The organism is Chitinophaga oryzae, assembly GCF_012516375.2.
Classification (GTDB): domain Bacteria; phylum Bacteroidota; class Bacteroidia; order Chitinophagales; family Chitinophagaceae; genus Chitinophaga; species Chitinophaga oryzae.
This window is the reverse complement of record NZ_CP051204.2, coordinates 1,968,450-1,983,400: the sequence shown is the minus strand read 5'-3', so window position 1 is coordinate 1,983,400 and position 14,951 is coordinate 1,968,450. Positions and strand designations below refer to the sequence as shown.

Genomic DNA, 14,951 nt, shown 5'->3' with positions numbered 1-14,951 from the left:
GATTTAGAAATTTACTGCGCCTTTGCGCGAAACCATCCGACACATGAAAGAAAAAAAAGAAAGGATAAAAGACCGTATGCTGAAAACCGCTGCCCGCCTGTGGGGATACCCGGACGCGGAAGTGGAAACTTCTTTTGACCCCATCGTACAATTACTGCTGGAAGCCTGTGCCAGCGAACTGGAAAAAATATCCGGCGAAGTGGACGTGTCTCACGCACGCCTCGTGGAAAGGCTGGCGCAGATCATGATGCCGGAGCCTATCACCAGCAGCCAGCCTGCCTTCGGTATACTCCATGCTACGTCTACCGAAACCAGCGCCGACATTCAGGCAGATCATCAGTTCTATCATCATACCAAAGCCGGGCACAACAGTCAGGACCTCTTCTTCTCGCCGGTCACCACGCACCGCCTCTTTAAAGGCCATGTGCAATACCTCGGCATCGGCGCCAAACTATACGAAACAAGGGACAACTGGTTCAAAGAACAAATCCTCCAGGGACAAGCCCTGCCGGACGTACCATCCAACCACCTCTGGCTCGGACTGGCCATGGAAGATGCCAGCCTCAGTTATGAAGGCATGTCCTTCTTCTTTGACCTGCGCAATATCCACCAGCAGGAAATGTTCTACCACTACCTGCCACTGGCCCGCTTTTTTATCAACGACGCAGAGGTAACCGTAAAGGCCGGCTACCACCACAGCCGCCCGGCAGACGAAGAAGAAATAGAACGCATGGTGGAAGTAGCCGTAGATACCAACGCCCGCTACAGCCAGCATGTACTGCAGCGCTTCCGCAGACACTTCCTCACCATTACGGACAACCGCGTTCATAAAACAGGAAACGCCTCCCTCCCAGCCGCACTGGCCAGCCTCTTCGGACAGGATGCGGAGAAACTGCAGAAAGAAGTGCAATGGATACGCATCGAATTCCCGGAAGCGCTTCACCATACCCTGCTGGAAGACCTGTATTGCAGCATCAACTGCTTTCCCGTCATCAACAAAAAAAATAACGAACAGTCCCTGAAACTGAACCGTTACCTCAATATCATACCCCTGCAAACACCGGATATCTTCTTTGATATCAAAAGAGTGTACGACCTGGAGGGAACGGACTACTACGTCCGCAACTTCGCCACCGCCGGCCAGATGCAGGAAGGGGAACTGGTGGTGCGCAGCAGCGGCATCGGCCGCTTCGATACCCGCGAAGCCAAAGAAGTAATAGCCTATCTCATGGAAGTGATACGTGATGAAAGCTCGCTGTTCGAAGAAGTGAAAAACGACTATGTCACCAACCGCATGCGGGAATTGCACCAGCTGATCGCCTCCCTCGAAGAACAGCTGCAACCCGGCTCCAATAAAGGCAATATCCCCTATGTGATGGTGAAGCCGAAAGAAAATGCCGCTTACATCTTCATTGAATTTTACTCCACCAACGGTACAGCCGCCAATAACATCCGCATGGGCAGCAAACTGCTGGAATATGGCAGCATACAGACCAAACCGGGCAGCATCACGCTGCTGACCAATACACAGGGCGGCAAAGACCGGCTGAACATCGATGAGAAAATTAATCTCTACCGCTCACACCTGTTGTCGCACAACAGGATCGTGACGCCGGAAGACATCAAAGCATTATGCCGTACCATTTTTGGTAAAGAGTTGAAATCAAGCGGGGTCACCAAAGGCGTAAGCCTGCAACCTGGCGGCAATGCGGGCTATGTAAGGACGATGGACATCAAACTGCAACTGGTGCAGCCTATTGCCAGATACCCGTCTGCCAATCTGAATTATCTGAAAGAGGAATTACTGCTCCAGCTGGAAGAAAAATCTGCCAATACATTCCCATTCCGTGTATTCATCAACGATGTACTGATGTGAGACTCGGTACTCAGTAATTTTACTTCGCCGCCGGTCTTCAGCAGATCGAGCGGCACTCCCTTTTTGCCATCGGTGGCACAGAGCACCACGGTATTGCCAAAGCCAAGGTCCACATACACCCGGTTGCTGACAATCCATCCCTTGCCGGATAAACTGGCGTTACGGCCCACGTACACGCCGTTCGCCTGCATATTCTCCAGCATGTGAATACTGATCAGCTCTCCGTCACGGAAAGCGGCATTGATCTGCAAGCGGGCAGCATACACGCTGCTGGACTGTTTGGGCAAAGCCTTCTTCCCGATGGTGATGCGGATAGTGTTAAAATCGCGGATATTGCCCGGAGGTGGTATCTGCGGGTTGGCAAACACAGAACCTTTGCTGTCCCTTTTGGCAAACACGTTATAACCGAAGCCGGGAAGGTATAGTTCCGGGCTTTCGAACAATTGTTTGATAGCGATGATTTTGTAGATATACTGCGCCGTTTCATTATTCAGCATCAGCTGGTAATAATCACGGCTCCCCTGCCGGCGGATGTTTTTGGAGATGTTGCCCGCTCCGCAGTTGTAAGCGGCGGCGGCAAGCGTCCAGGACTGCAGCTGGTCGTGCAACATGCGTATGAGCCGGCAGGCGGCGTGGGTAGCCTTGATCAGGTGGTTGCGCTCATCGTAGTCGCCCGCGACGGTCAGCCCCAGTTCTGCGGCAGTACCCGGCATGATTTGCCATACCCCTTGTGCGCCTACCGGAGAAGTGGCATTGGTAAGCCCGCTCTCCACAATAGGCAGGTACTTAAAATCCAGCGGCACCTGGTATTGCTGAAGGATCGGTTCTATCACAGGGAAGTACATTTCCGCTTTGGAACGCAACACCGGCAGGTATCCCTGGTAACGGAGATTCCTTTTTATAACGTCCATGAGGCGGGACGATACAAAATCCCGTTCCATCGGCACCATCTCGCCGCAAAAGTCTATCTGCTGCGCCATTACCGGGATAGTAAAGAGGCAGACAAACAAACCTGTAAGATACCAGCGTCTCATGACACGTTTTCCTATTTTGTCAACATATACTTCGGCAATGTGCTGGCAGGTACATACAATACCAACTGCGGCCTGTTTTCCGCCGGTTCCAGTACAATGATGATCTCATCATCTTTTTTGAACGTTCTGGAAGGCACAACAAACACTTCTTCCGCTTCACCGCGGGCCTCAATGGTAGTGGGGCCTTTCTTGTATAACAGTGGCATGGTATGCAGCTCCGCAGTGTCTTTCTTTTCTTTGTGTATCAGCGTGGCCTTTACAAACTCGTAAGGTTCCTTGCTTTTGTTGCGGATGTGAAAACAGAAATAGTTCAGTGAACTGAGGGTCATCGCTTTGGCGTAACCGAGGCTGACACCGTCTACTTTCACTTCATGGTTGTGATTGACTTTACTGTCTTTTTTGAAGTCTTCCGCAAGGTCGCTGACAGTCACCGTGTCCACGCTGATCAGCGGCGCGCTTTCATCTTCCTCCGGTAGTTTGAACGTAGTGGCAGTGGTTTTACTGCCGGAGTCTTTGTCGCCATGCCGCGGTTCAGGCGTACCGGCAATCACCGGTTCCTTGCCGCCTGCCGGTTTCTTTGACAGCACGTACTTCAGTTTGGACAAGTCCGCATTCTCGCGGTACGCGAGGATCATGTAGTGAATATTGTCTCCTTCACGGACAATCAGGTTGGTAGGTCTGGGAGATGCTGTTACGGGTCTTACTACCGCCATATTACCGTCCACGATCCGGTAATCATAATCTGTGTTTTTTCCGTCACCGATCTGGAACGTAGTGATGGCGGACCCGCTCGTGATCAGGGTCGAAGCGCCTCTTTTTGTAAGCACGGTATCGGTTCTTCCGACTTGCTGTGCCATTACTGCGGGGGCCGTTCCAATTAACAAACAAAATAAAATACTGCGCACCGATTTCATAGTATTTACACTTAACAGTTGAGTTGGCTTCCAGGTTGTTTATCTACCTGAAAAACAACCGTAATAAAATTTATGTTGTGCCGCTGTGATCATCGTTGCACAAGGCTTGCTGCCGGTTGTTCAACGATGACCACTGCCAGCATATATCAGATGGATGACCTGTTTATTTATCCTGTTCATAGGTGGTGTCCCATTCAGCCGCATCATCTCCTTTCTGGCCTTCCATTTTGATCAGGAAGTTCTTGGCCGGGAAATAAGGCTTCAGGTGAATATCCAGGTGAATACGGTCTTTCTGTATCGGGTCCTGTTCGAAGCGGCGGATATTGAAATCTTCGATCAGTTTGTCAGGGCCGGTAATGCCGTCGAGGAAGCGGATGATCTGCTTCATGAGGTCTTTCCGTGTATTGGCGTTGAAGTTTTCGAAAGCGCGGCGGTTCAGGAAGTCCATCAGCACTTTGGTCACAAAGTCGAACACACGTACTACGGAGTAGGTCTGTAAGCCGAGGTTATCGCCATTGAACAGGGTTTTGGCGCTGAAGGCCATTACTTTGCCGTATTCTTTCACCATGGGTACGAGGCCCATTTTTTCGAGGCTGGCGATTTCGCTTTTCTTCAGTTCGAAACGCACGCCGTCCACTTCGTTCATGCCACCGAATTTTTTACCGGCGGTTACCTGCGACATCAGTGTTTTGTAGATTTTACCCGCCAGTGCGCCGGAGGGGGGAACGTAGAGGTTATCTTCTTCTCCCACTTCATCGAATTTACCACGGCCTACGAGCCAGTTGCAGGACATGATCACATTGGAGCGGTGTATTTCGCCACCGGTGAGGTTGGCCAGTTCAAACATCTCCATTACGTCGTCCGGAGCGTCGAGGTGGGCGAAGTCTGTCACCAGCATGGCTTTATTTTCATGGGCGATCTTGGCCCATTTTTCCAGCACCTTGTTGGAGCCGAGGTATCCCGGGATGACCAGCAGGCTGTAGTTATCGCGCAGATCGAGGCGGTCGTAGTTGGCCACCAGTTCCTCGCGGATGGCATCGATAAAGCGGGTATTATCGAGGTCTTTCAGTTGTTCGAGCTCCACGTTGATGAAAGAGATATTTTTCACCTTGTCGGACTCGGTATTTTTGAAGAACAGGGCAACGTTGCGGTAAGCCTGTTCCAGTTCGCGGGTTCCTTCCACTGCTTCGCCGAGGTTTTTGTTCAGCACCTGTTCCGCTTCGGCGGCGTGGTTATTACAGAACTCCACCATATCGGGGAGCTCTGTGGCTTCGGAGAGTACTTTTTCCCAGAGGGAGAGTGTTTTCCTTAGTTTATCCCTTTCCGATTTTTTGCCGGCTTCCGTGAGGAAGATGTTACGGCGTGCCTTACGGTCGGGGTTGAGGTTCTGGGCGCCTTCCACCGCCGCTTCAATAAGATCGAAGCCGCCGTATTTGGCCAGTTCCTCAATATTTTTGGTGAGGTTAACTTCCGGTTTGGCTGAAGGCTGTTGCCCCGCATTTTGCAGGTCCTGCAGCTCTTCCTGGTTTTTCTGTAATTCTGCCATAAGAAATGATATTATGTTCCGGGATAGGGGAACTGTTTAATTATTTTGTGTTCAGGTCTTTCAGCATGCTGCGGATAGCTCCCAGCATGGCCTGTCTTGCGTCCGGATCTGCCAGGGCCTGTTTCAGGATCTTGTTGGTCTTCAGGTTTTTCATGATTTTCAGGTACTGCTCTTTCTCAGTGGCGAGATCATTGAGGAAAGCGCTTTGTTCAGTGATACCTTTCACACCAAAATCGCCGAGGTGGTGGAACTGCAGTTTTTCCGGCACCGGGCGGCCTTCAGCGTCATGAAAACTTACATTTAAGCTGGGCTTGAAGTGTTCAAAAACGGCTTCCACGGAAGTAAGCCCTTCCACGATTTCAGGCTTTACAGGTGCTTGCTGGGTAAGCTTTTCAGCAAACAGCGTACGGTTATGCGATATTTCCGCAATGGCTTCATTGGCGTCCAGTTTGACTTCTGTGCCACCAATTCCGTAGTTGTCATTCATAACAAAACATTTTGAGATTTTCCAAATTAGCAAAGGTCCGGGCGATATGTTCCCCTGTCCCTTTTATTGTTTGAGGTTTTTTACTTGTTGATAGACCAATCCGGTTTATCGTCTTTCAGGTCGAGCGTGACAGTCATATCCTTGCTGAGGCTTCCGTCTATGATCATGCGTGACAGTGGCTTACGGAGCTGGCCCCGGATCACCTCCCGCAGCGGGCGGGCGCCGTAGCGGGGCGAATAGCCCATCATGGCGAGGTGTTGCCGGGCGGCCGGTGTAACCGTCAGCGTTATCTGCTGTTGTTGCAGCAGGTGCAGGAGATGTTGCAGATGGATATCGAATATCTTCTCTACGTTTTCCTGGCGGATAGGGCCGAAGGGAATGATCTCCGTGAGCCTTCCGAGGAACTCCGGCCTGAAGTGGCGGGTCATCAGTTCCATCAGTTGCTGCGACGGCGGGATCACGCCCTGCTCAAATGAAGCGGCGATGGCGTCGCTACCGATGTTGGAGGTAAAGAGCACCAGTGCGTTGGAGAAGTCTCCGGTTTTTCCCAGTCTGTCGTGTAATTTTCCTTCATCCATGATCTGTAAAAAGATATCAAATACAGACGGATGCGCTTTTTCTATTTCATCGAATAATACTACTGCGTAGGGTTGTTGCCGTATTTTGTTGACCAGCAGGCCGCCTTCTTCGTATCCCACATAGCCCGGAGGCGCGCCGTATAACAGGGCGGCGGCATGTTCCTCCTTGAACTCTGACATGTCGAAGCGGATCATGCAACGTTCGTCCTGGAACAAGAAGTCTGCCAGAGATTTGGCCAGCTCCGTTTTACCGGTGCCGGTAGGTCCCAGGAAGAAGAAAGAGCCGATAGGCTGCCCGGGCCTGCTGAGGCCTGAACGGGACTCCAGGATGGCGTCCGCAACGGCTTTCAGCGCATGGTCCTGTCCTACTACTCTTTTACGCAGGTGCAGGTCCATCGCTACGAGGCGTTCTCTTTCCTGTGACTGGATCTTGCCCAGCGGGATGCCGGTCATTCCTGCGATCATGGTAGCCAGGTCAACAGGGGTAACGGCTTTATGTTGTACAGACACTACGCCGGCCAGCTGGTCCAGCAGTTGTTGCAGGGCCTCCAGCAGCGCGGTGTTGTCCGTCAGTTTTGTCAGCTCAGTATCTACCTGCAATTTACCAGCCATCAGTGCGCCCAGCCTGTCAGTCAGTTGCCGGTAAAACCAGTGCAGGTCTTCGCTTTGTAAGTCTTCCTTACCACGCAGCGTTTCCAGTTCATCCCGAAGGGAGGCCAGCAGCGGCGCGCCGGTATCCTGCATGGCGCGGATAGCGGCCATGGTACGGTCCAGCAGGTTGATGGCGCTGTCGGGCAGGCAACGTTCCTTCAGGTATCGCCGGGAGAGGCGGATCGCCTCGCGGGTAGCTTCCTGGGGTACCTGCAACTGATAGAAGCTTTCATATACCGGAACTACGGCGGTCATCATACGCACGGCCTGTGTTTCATCAGGCTCTGCGAGGTTGATCGTTTCAAAACGGTGCCGCAGGATGGCGTCCGGCTCTATGAGTTTGCGGAAGCCTTCCGGTGTGGTAGTGCCGATCAGGATGATCTCTCCTTTGCCCAGCGCCGCTTTGATGACGTTGGCCATGCCGCCGCCGGACTGTTTATCGAGAAGGGTGTGAAGATTGTCGATGAAAAGGATATGCCTGCCTGTTTGTTTGAGCTGCTGGATGATCTGGAGAAGCCTGTCTTCCAGTTCATTTTTATAAGCGGCCCCGGCGATAAAGGCGCCGTAATCGAGGGCATACACATCGGACTGCTGTAACTGCAGGGGCACCTGCTTCTGCGCGATAGCGCGTGCCAGTCCCTCTATCAGGGAGGTCTTGCCTACGCCGCCGTCGCCGATCACCAGCACGCTGGCACGGTCTTTACGGGTAAGGACCTCCGAAAGAGCGCGTATATCGCCGTCTCTGCCGATTACCGGGTGATAGGTCTGCAACAGCTGCGGGTCTGTCATCCGGTACACATACTTCAGCGATGCCGGCTTGATGCCCGCTGCCGCAGTACTGCCGTTGACGTTATTTTCCGGCTTGCTGCGGCCCTGTTCGCTGGCGGCTATGAGCTGGTCACGCGTAAAGGGGAACGATTTCAGCTGCTCGTAGGAAAAGCCCACGCCGGGGGTACACAAGGCTATCAGCAGGCTCCAGGCGTCTGTTTCCGGCTTATCTGCTTCCTGGGCAACACTCAGCGCTTCCTGCAACACTACCGCAGCAGCATCGTCAGGTTCCGCCTCGTCTACGGTGCGGGAGGTACGGGGTAACTCATCCAGTCTTACGTCGGCCCACTCTTCCAGGTAATATACGTCGATGTTCATCTGGTGCAATACAGGCGCGAGCCCTACCTCCTTATGCATGGCTGCACGGAGCAGGTGCGCAGGGCTATACTGCACATGATGATGGTCTTTTGCAATTGCTTTCGCAATCCTGATGGCGGATTGCAGTTCAACGCTGAATATGGTCAATGTTGAAAGGGTCATTTGGATGATTCAAGGTTTTTCTGATCAAGTTAACAGTTACAACAACGCCGCTGCTTAACAAAAGCAGTTGGGTAAAGATACTGCGAAAACATTTACATAAAATTGAATCTGCAAGAAATTCTTACCGGAGGCTAACATTATCATTTTCATAAATATCTATTATGGGGGTAACCTATAACCGCATACGATCTTAAAGGACTTCAAAACACAATACCAGTATATATCCCGGAAGATCTACTGCTATCTTATCTCATTAAAACCAGCAATTATTTTAAACATAAAATTAATACATAAATTTTTTATTTGACAAAAAAAACCGGATGACACATAATCAATATATGCGGGATATAGGCAGCATTCCATACCAAACAGCTTAACAAATATCTGAATGCCAAAATCACAAAATCTCGAAATAATAGTTATTTTCGTGCCAACCTTTATTGAAAGAACAAACCTTTAAACACCCTTGAACAAATGACCCACAGGAAAGACCTTTTGCCCGGAAACTTGCGTCACCATTATCTTTCATAGGCATCACACAATTTACTGTTACAACACTAAGTCACAACGACCATATAAATTTCAGATATCACCTGTTATGCCTGTGTCTACCGCGTAGCAACAGGACAAACGGATTGTTAACACTAAAAAATTATTTTTTTATGTCTTTTAAGGCAGAACTGATCATAGGCGGAAAGTCAGCCAACGTGCTGGAATGTAACTACGGCTTTTCCCAGGGCACTGACGCCATCGGCAAACCAAGCACCATGCCCCGTGGCGGCACCATCTCCCTCGTGTTGGAATCGGCCCGGGATACGGACCTGGTGCAGTGGATGATCTCCCCGGAAGAAAAACGCGACGGCACCATCATTTTCAAACGCCGCGATCACGACTCCAGCCTTCGCACAGTGGAGTTCACCGAAGGCATCTGCGTACAGTTCCACGAAAGTTATCACCATTCCGGCGCCAGCCCCATGATCACCCATATCGTGATTTCGGCAAGGGAACTGAAAATCGGCAACGTCGCCTTTAAAAGAAAATGGGAGGATTAAACCATGCAGCATATCCCCGAAAATATTAAAGTAGCGGCCCGCTTTATTTTGCTGGCCCTGCAGCGTAGCCTGGCGGACCATGCGGAGCAACAGCAGCTGCATCAGGGACTGACCATCCTCACGTATCACCTGCCGGCGGTACTGCACAACGCGGGGCTCACCAAAACGCTGATACCGGCTTCACATATCCACTGCCAGCTGCAGAACAACCTGCTGGGCGTAGATGTGCAGGAAGTAGGCACGTTCCTGCTCGATATACAGCATGCCTGTATGATCACCTTTACACGGCCGGCGGAAGAAAAGAAATATGCAGCCGCGGACAGCCGTCCCCGTTACCCGTCCGGCACCCTTGCCGGAACAGGTTATCCGGCAGGCAGCTACGCCGCACGAGCGGTAGAGAAAACCGGCGTCGCAACAGACCCGCTAAAGGCATTCCGTTACGCTCCCGCGGTGGCCCATCTGCCCCGGCGATTTGACCCCAAACCCAGAGCAGCCACCGGGCAGCCTCATCAATATTTTATCCACCTGCATACAGATGATATCAATACCAATGATATCGACCTCCATCAGACCGGCGTGATCAGGATCAACCCGAAGGACTGACCCCGCACACACATTTTATTGATAAAAATTTTTAAACCTGAATACTATGGGCGACGATAAATTTCTGAATAAGTCAACAATAGGCATTGAAGGCTATGCCGGACCGGTAGAGTTTAAAAATGTGACACTGGAACAGGCTGTCGGCAGCCATCACTATTTCAGTTTCCTGTGGCGCCCCGGCAGCCTCAGCAGCAACCTTTCCTATCAGCAGGGCATCATCGAAAAATATATCGGCAAAGGGATCTCCATCAGCTTCGATAGTTTCCGCTTCAAAGGCCTGATCACCAGTATGGCTGTGATTGAAGAAGATGGCGCCGCCATCGGCTTCCAGGTATCAGGCGTCAGCCCCACCATCCTGCTGGACGATGTCCCCCAGAGCACTTCTTTCTACCAGAAATCATTGCAACAGGTAATACAGGGCGCCCTGCAGGACGCCGGCTCCGGCCTCCTGAAAACACAGGTGGTACCGGCACATAAAGGCACCCTCCCCTATTGCGTACAGTATAACGAGACAGACTTCAACTTCCTCGCCCGCATCGCCGCCCGTTACGGCGAATGGATGTATTACGACGGCAGCGCCCTCGTGATCGGCGACACCCAGAAAAACGAAGTGAAACTCACCAAAAATGTAACGCTCCATCAGCTGAAAACAGTAGCCGCCGTTACACCGCAACGATTCAACTACGTGTCGTACGATGTGATGAAAGCCGCCCCCCTCAGCGAAAAATCGCAAAAAGCCGACACCGGCTCCCATCCCCTGATGCACCTCTCTTCTGCAGCATCAGACGATCTGTACAGCTCCTCTTCCCAAAAACAAACGTTTGTACATCACGGTTATACACAGGATGAACTGAAACAGGTAAAGGAAGTACAGAACAAAGTCAACGCCGCTGCCTTTGTACGCGTGAGCGGTATCAGCGAACTGCCGGTGATGCCCGGCCAGCAGATCAGCATCGCCAGCGACAGCGGCCAAAGCGCCTACACCGTAATATCGGCTACTCACTATGCCGACACGCCCGGTAACTACCACTGTACTTTTACCGCCATACCGGCTGATGTAAAAGTCCCCCCCTACAGCAATCCCCACCTGGTGCCCAAAGCAGATATGCAAAGCGCCATCGTGAAAGACAATAACGACCCCGAAAAACTGGGCCGCGTGAGAGTGCAGTTCTTCTGGCAGCAACAAAACGATATGAGCCCGTGGATACGGCAGGCAGCACCCGCCGCCGGCGGTGGCACCGGTTTCCACTTCGTGCCGGAAATAGGTGAAGAAGTAGTGATCGGCTTCGAAGGCGGCAACGCTGAAATGCCTTTCGTCCTCGGCAGCAAATTCAATGGTAAATCCAAAAGCGGTTATGGCGACGCCCAGAACAACATGAAGGCCATCAAAACACGCAGCGGCAGCCTCATACAGCTGGACGACCAGTCCGGCAGCGTTACCGTGACCGACAAAAACGGCAGCACCATGATCATGGACGGATCCGGTAACATCACCGTGAAATCACAGACGCTCGTGACCGTGAAAACGGAAGATAAAATCGTGGTAGACGCTCCAAACAAAATAGAATTCATGTCAAAAGAAATTCACCTGAAAGGCACACAGAAAGTGGTCATCGGTGAAGGACCGGCGAAAGTCACGATAGACAACGAAGCCAACAAAATCACCAGCGACGCGGATAAAATAACCACTACCGCCGTTACCCTGCATGAACTGAAGAGCCTCGCCAACATGAAAATGAGCGCCCTCCATCACCAGACAGACGGCAGCACGGAAGTGATGATCAAAGGTACCTCCATTAAAGTAGACGGAGGCACCACAACAGATATTAAAGGAGGTATGGTAAACTTAAACTGCTGATGAACGAACACAATCCAATAGCACTGGAGATCAATAAAATTCAGGCATACTGGCGCAAGGCTGTCACCGGAAATGACGCGCTGCGCATGGTCCGCCTCATGATATTGCCCGAAGAGGCCAGGCTCTACGAAGGTTTTTTAAAACTGGAGTCGTCCCCTCACGGTCAACTGGAAGAAGTATTTGTTACACACCTCACCCCATTTGAAGACGAAGACACTTTCAGCGCCGCTATCATCAAAGACTGGCTGACAACTTATGATAACAGCACAGCGCTGCTACAGGAACTGGAAGCCAAAGACAGCGCATTGACATGGGACCCGGCGCCCTACCGCCAGCTGAACGCTTCCCTCCCGCAGGATAAACAACTGCTGCAACTCCTGCAGTCTTTCCGCGCAGCATTACCCGAACAACCCCGTACCCTGGTCCTGGCGCTGCTGCCATGGCAGGTAAGCGATACCCGCAGTTTTACCAGCTGGCTGACCCGCCTGCTCAAACTGGGCATCCCGGCAGGTGTGCGCATCGCCGTGGTAGACCATGTCGGCAAAGACTACCTGTTGATCAACGACCGCCCTTTCCCCGGGCAAGTCATTTCGTTTCATGTGCCGCTGCAACTGGCAGACGCGATCCAGCGCCTCGCCACCGCCGGCAATCCCAACGACCCGGAAATAGCGTATCGCAAATGCCTGTTCGAAATGGGCAATGCCGCTAAAGACAAAGACATCAAACGGCTGCATTACTGGGGAGAACGGATGCTGGAAGCCACGCAACGCAGCGGCTACAAAGGCCTCTTCGCTACGGCGCACCTTTCCTATGCCGGCATGTTGTTTAATTTCAAACGGGACCCCAAACTGCCTCAGCTATTGGAAAAAGCAACACGCATCGCCAAACAGGGACTGCAAACAGGCGACCAGGCCTGCCTCTCACTGCTGATACAGGCCTACGGCTACCAGGGCGCTTACGCACAGATACGGCGTAATTACGGACCTGCCATCGAATGGTTCCTGCAACAGGCAGCGCTGGCCGAACAACATCAATTCCTGGCACAGGCGGTAACTTCCTGGTACCAGGCAGTGGAACTGAGCCGCCGCAAAGACAGCAGCCGTTATCATACCCTGCTGGAAAAAGCCTATAAATGCGGTATCCCGATGACGGACGATGAAATCAGCTCTTCTGTATACAGCTTTCTTGCAGCGGATTATTACGATTACGCCTATACGAATAAACAACCGGCGCTTGTCAGTGAAATTGACGAACGTATGAGCCGCATCTTCGGTAAAAACTGGAAGGAAGAAGTGGATAAACTGAAAAAATCCAAAGTGAAATCTCTGATGCAGCCGCAACTGAGTGAAGAGGAAGAAGAAGACGCCGAAGAAACCGCTGACACCCCTGCGCAAAAACGATAATCGGTCAGGAACGCGAAAAGGCTATGGAGGTCCATATATTGCCGTTCTGCCGCAGATCGTCCACGATCTCCAGCAGGCCGGTGAAGTCCATGTAAAAATTGGTCAGCATCCGGCGGTCTGTCAGCGAATCCTGCAACCCTGCTTCGAAGTAGTCTTCTCCGTGACTGATGCCGATACAGATACGGTTGTTATAAAACGAAATAAACACCGGCGCCTGCGAACGCTCCTGCAGGCGGATAATTTTTTCCAGCAACGGCGCTGTCAGCAACTGCTGCGCCTCGTCTGTATCTTTGGCATAAGCCATGAAAAGCTTGTTGAACGCCGTATCGGAGGTGGTTACCTTTTTTCCGAGGTTCCAGGTTTCAATGTAATCCATGTCCGTCTGCGTGGCCGACGTGAGCTTTTCCATCATCGTGCTGCGCGGTATGATGTACACCGGCGTATTGAAATAGCGGGGAAACTGCGCCATGAAATAAGTGCCTTCAAAGATCACGTCAGCGCCCAATCCACGCAGGGTAACAGTAGGCATATGCGTTACTTTCAGGTCGCACCATTGAAAATTAAGGTCTCCTGTTTTACCGAATACCTGGTCATTACCAGTGATGTTATATTCCTGGCGTGAGAACAGTCCGCTTTCGGTGAACTCTTCATAGCTGGCATGGTTCAGCGGCTGATAGGTATAGGCCGGATCTATGAAGCGGATGATGGGTTGTATGACCTTGTTTTTAAAATCCTGTTTGTAATCCACCATTTCCTGCAGGCCTTTCTGCCTGGCCATGTAACGGCGCAACGCAAAGCTCAGTCCCAGCGTGCCCAGCATCCCGGCAACCAGCATCCAGATGACGGACATGCTGTTACCTGTGCTGTTTTCCTGCCGGGGGATGACGACCCACATCAGGAATGCAAAAAAAACGATGACCGGCACCACACCGAGGATACGCATCCGGCGTACCCAGGCCTGGCCGGCCTTGCGCTGGCTCTCCAGCTGTTGCAGCTGTGCTTCCAGTTGCTGGTCTACAAACGTGTTGAATTCGGCTAATGTTTTCATACTGGTATAACAGCCTCGCGGCATCGTTGTTTAATTGGCGGACCAGTTGGCGGAAGGGTTGCTTCCTGCGATGGCGCCGGCGCCGGTCCTGCTCACAAAAGCCCGGAAGGGTTGAACATTTTCTTCGGAAAGCGGCAGCTTGTAGGACTTCCGGCCGGGTCCCACCACCATGTGCGCATATTCCATGGGGAACAACCGTATACGGATGATGCGCAGCGGCAGGATCAGTTTATAATCAGTGTAGGTGTTCAAATTATTGACAGCCTCTCCTTTCCGCAGGCATTCCACGAACTCGTCAATTTTCTGCTGCCGTTTGTTGGCCTGAAAAAGCATAATAGCATAGGGTATCACCGGGCCGATGCCGATGAGGCCAAGCATCACGATCAGCAGCGGGGGGATGGCAGCGCTGCTTTTCATCACGGAGGTAAGCACCACTGCCAGTAACAGTAACGCCAGTATTTCCGCGGTGATCAGCGCCTGGAATATCTGCTTTTTATCTTTTTCATGAATGGCCGTCAACGTTGCCTTGAGGTCCTGTAGACTATTCATATGGTAGTTAGTTTTTCAATATCAGGAAATCCGGGGATGGGTCA

General features: G+C 51.8%; 12 protein-coding genes. 5 read left to right on the top strand and 7 right to left on the bottom strand.

What is annotated here, in order from left to right; genetic code table 11:
* The first annotated feature begins 43 nt into the window (after positions 1 to 43).
* Entirely contained in the window at positions 44 to 1,876 is a 1,833-nt protein-coding gene (locus HF324_RS08220; RefSeq protein WP_168811274.1) for a type VI secretion system baseplate subunit TssF, read from the top strand.
* Here HF324_RS08220 and HF324_RS08215 read toward each other — a convergent pair.
* The 5 genes from HF324_RS08215 to HF324_RS08195 all read right to left on the bottom strand — a co-directional run bounded on the left by HF324_RS08215 (position 1,786) and on the right by HF324_RS08195 (position 8,394).
* The gene (locus tag HF324_RS08215) at positions 1,786 to 2,910 is read right to left on the bottom strand and encodes a lytic transglycosylase domain-containing protein (protein WP_168811272.1); all 1,125 of its coding nucleotides are present in this window, start codon (positions 2,908 to 2,910) and stop codon (positions 1,786 to 1,788) included. The two genes, HF324_RS08220 and HF324_RS08215, sit on opposite strands and share 91 nt — an antisense overlap.
* 11 nt (positions 2,911 to 2,921) lie before the next feature.
* Positions 2,922 to 3,737 (bottom strand): hypothetical protein, encoded by an 816-nt coding sequence (locus HF324_RS08210; protein WP_168811271.1) that lies wholly within the window; start codon positions 3,735 to 3,737, stop codon positions 2,922 to 2,924.
* A 250-nt stretch (positions 3,738 to 3,987) separates the two neighbouring features.
* Positions 3,988 to 5,370, bottom strand: coding sequence for a DUF5458 family protein (locus tag HF324_RS08205; protein WP_168811269.1), 1,383 nt, complete (start codon positions 5,368 to 5,370; stop codon positions 3,988 to 3,990).
* Between the two features lie 40 nt (positions 5,371 to 5,410).
* Positions 5,411 to 5,857, bottom strand: coding sequence for a hypothetical protein (locus HF324_RS08200; RefSeq protein WP_168811267.1), 447 nt, complete (start codon positions 5,855 to 5,857; stop codon positions 5,411 to 5,413).
* An 80-nt stretch (positions 5,858 to 5,937) separates the two neighbouring features.
* Entirely contained in the window at positions 5,938 to 8,394 is a 2,457-nt protein-coding gene (locus tag HF324_RS08195; RefSeq protein WP_168811265.1) for an AAA family ATPase, read from the bottom strand.
* Between the two features lie 662 nt (positions 8,395 to 9,056).
* Here HF324_RS08195 and tssD point away from each other — a divergent pair.
* Genes tssD through HF324_RS08175 form a run of 4 tightly spaced genes read left to right on the top strand, consistent with a single transcriptional unit; the run spans position 9,057 to position 13,310 of the window.
* Positions 9,057 to 9,446 (top strand): type VI secretion system tube protein TssD, encoded by a 390-nt coding sequence (gene tssD / locus HF324_RS08190; RefSeq protein ID WP_168811263.1) that lies wholly within the window; start codon positions 9,057 to 9,059, stop codon positions 9,444 to 9,446.
* A gap of 3 nt (positions 9,447 to 9,449) precedes the next feature.
* Positions 9,450 to 10,049 (top strand): hypothetical protein, encoded by a 600-nt coding sequence (locus HF324_RS08185; protein WP_168862264.1) that lies wholly within the window; start codon positions 9,450 to 9,452, stop codon positions 10,047 to 10,049.
* Between the two features lie 46 nt (positions 10,050 to 10,095).
* Complete coding sequence (locus HF324_RS08180; RefSeq protein WP_168811260.1) at positions 10,096 to 11,907, top strand: type VI secretion system Vgr family protein; 1,812 nt, start codon at positions 10,096 to 10,098, stop codon at positions 11,905 to 11,907.
* Positions 11,907 to 13,310 (top strand): hypothetical protein, encoded by a 1,404-nt coding sequence (locus HF324_RS08175; protein WP_168862263.1) that lies wholly within the window; start codon positions 11,907 to 11,909, stop codon positions 13,308 to 13,310. Before HF324_RS08180 ends, HF324_RS08175 begins: the two co-directional genes overlap by 1 nt.
* A 4-nt stretch (positions 13,311 to 13,314) precedes the next feature.
* Here the strand turns inward: HF324_RS08175 and HF324_RS08170 are convergent, their stop codons facing one another.
* Both HF324_RS08170 and HF324_RS08165 read right to left on the bottom strand, forming a co-directional pair.
* Positions 13,315 to 14,358: a DUF3137 domain-containing protein gene (locus HF324_RS08170; protein WP_168811256.1), complete on the bottom strand. Its 1,044-nt coding sequence runs from the start codon at positions 14,356 to 14,358 to the stop codon at positions 13,315 to 13,317.
* 30 nt (positions 14,359 to 14,388) lie between these two features.
* Positions 14,389 to 14,907: a hypothetical protein gene (locus HF324_RS08165; protein WP_168811254.1), complete on the bottom strand. Its 519-nt coding sequence runs from the start codon at positions 14,905 to 14,907 to the stop codon at positions 14,389 to 14,391.
* Positions 14,908 to 14,951: the final 44 nt, after the last annotated feature.

What these genes read in the sequence shown, in the direction of transcription:
- HF324_RS08220 (WP_168811274.1), top strand. Translation starts at nt 44, where the DNA reads ATGAAAGAAAAAAAAGAAAGGATAAAAGACCGTATGCTGAAAACCGCT.
- HF324_RS08215 (WP_168811272.1), bottom strand. Translation starts at nt 2,910, where the DNA reads ATGAGACGCTGGTATCTTACAGGTTTGTTTGTCTGCCTCTTTACTATC.
- HF324_RS08205 (WP_168811269.1), bottom strand. Translation starts at nt 5,370, where the DNA reads ATGGCAGAATTACAGAAAAACCAGGAAGAGCTGCAGGACCTGCAAAAT.
- HF324_RS08200 (WP_168811267.1), bottom strand. Translation starts at nt 5,857, where the DNA reads ATGAATGACAACTACGGAATTGGTGGCACAGAAGTCAAACTGGACGCC.
- HF324_RS08195 (WP_168811265.1), bottom strand. Translation starts at nt 8,394, where the DNA reads ATGACCCTTTCAACATTGACCATATTCAGCGTTGAACTGCAATCCGCC.
- tssD (WP_168811263.1), top strand. Translation starts at nt 9,057, where the DNA reads ATGTCTTTTAAGGCAGAACTGATCATAGGCGGAAAGTCAGCCAACGTG.
- HF324_RS08185 (WP_168862264.1), top strand. Translation starts at nt 9,450, where the DNA reads ATGCAGCATATCCCCGAAAATATTAAAGTAGCGGCCCGCTTTATTTTG.
- HF324_RS08180 (WP_168811260.1), top strand. Translation starts at nt 10,096, where the DNA reads ATGGGCGACGATAAATTTCTGAATAAGTCAACAATAGGCATTGAAGGC.
- HF324_RS08175 (WP_168862263.1), top strand. Translation starts at nt 11,907, where the DNA reads ATGAACGAACACAATCCAATAGCACTGGAGATCAATAAAATTCAGGCA.
- HF324_RS08170 (WP_168811256.1), bottom strand. Translation starts at nt 14,358, where the DNA reads ATGAAAACATTAGCCGAATTCAACACGTTTGTAGACCAGCAACTGGAA.
- HF324_RS08165 (WP_168811254.1), bottom strand. Translation starts at nt 14,907, where the DNA reads ATGAATAGTCTACAGGACCTCAAGGCAACGTTGACGGCCATTCATGAA.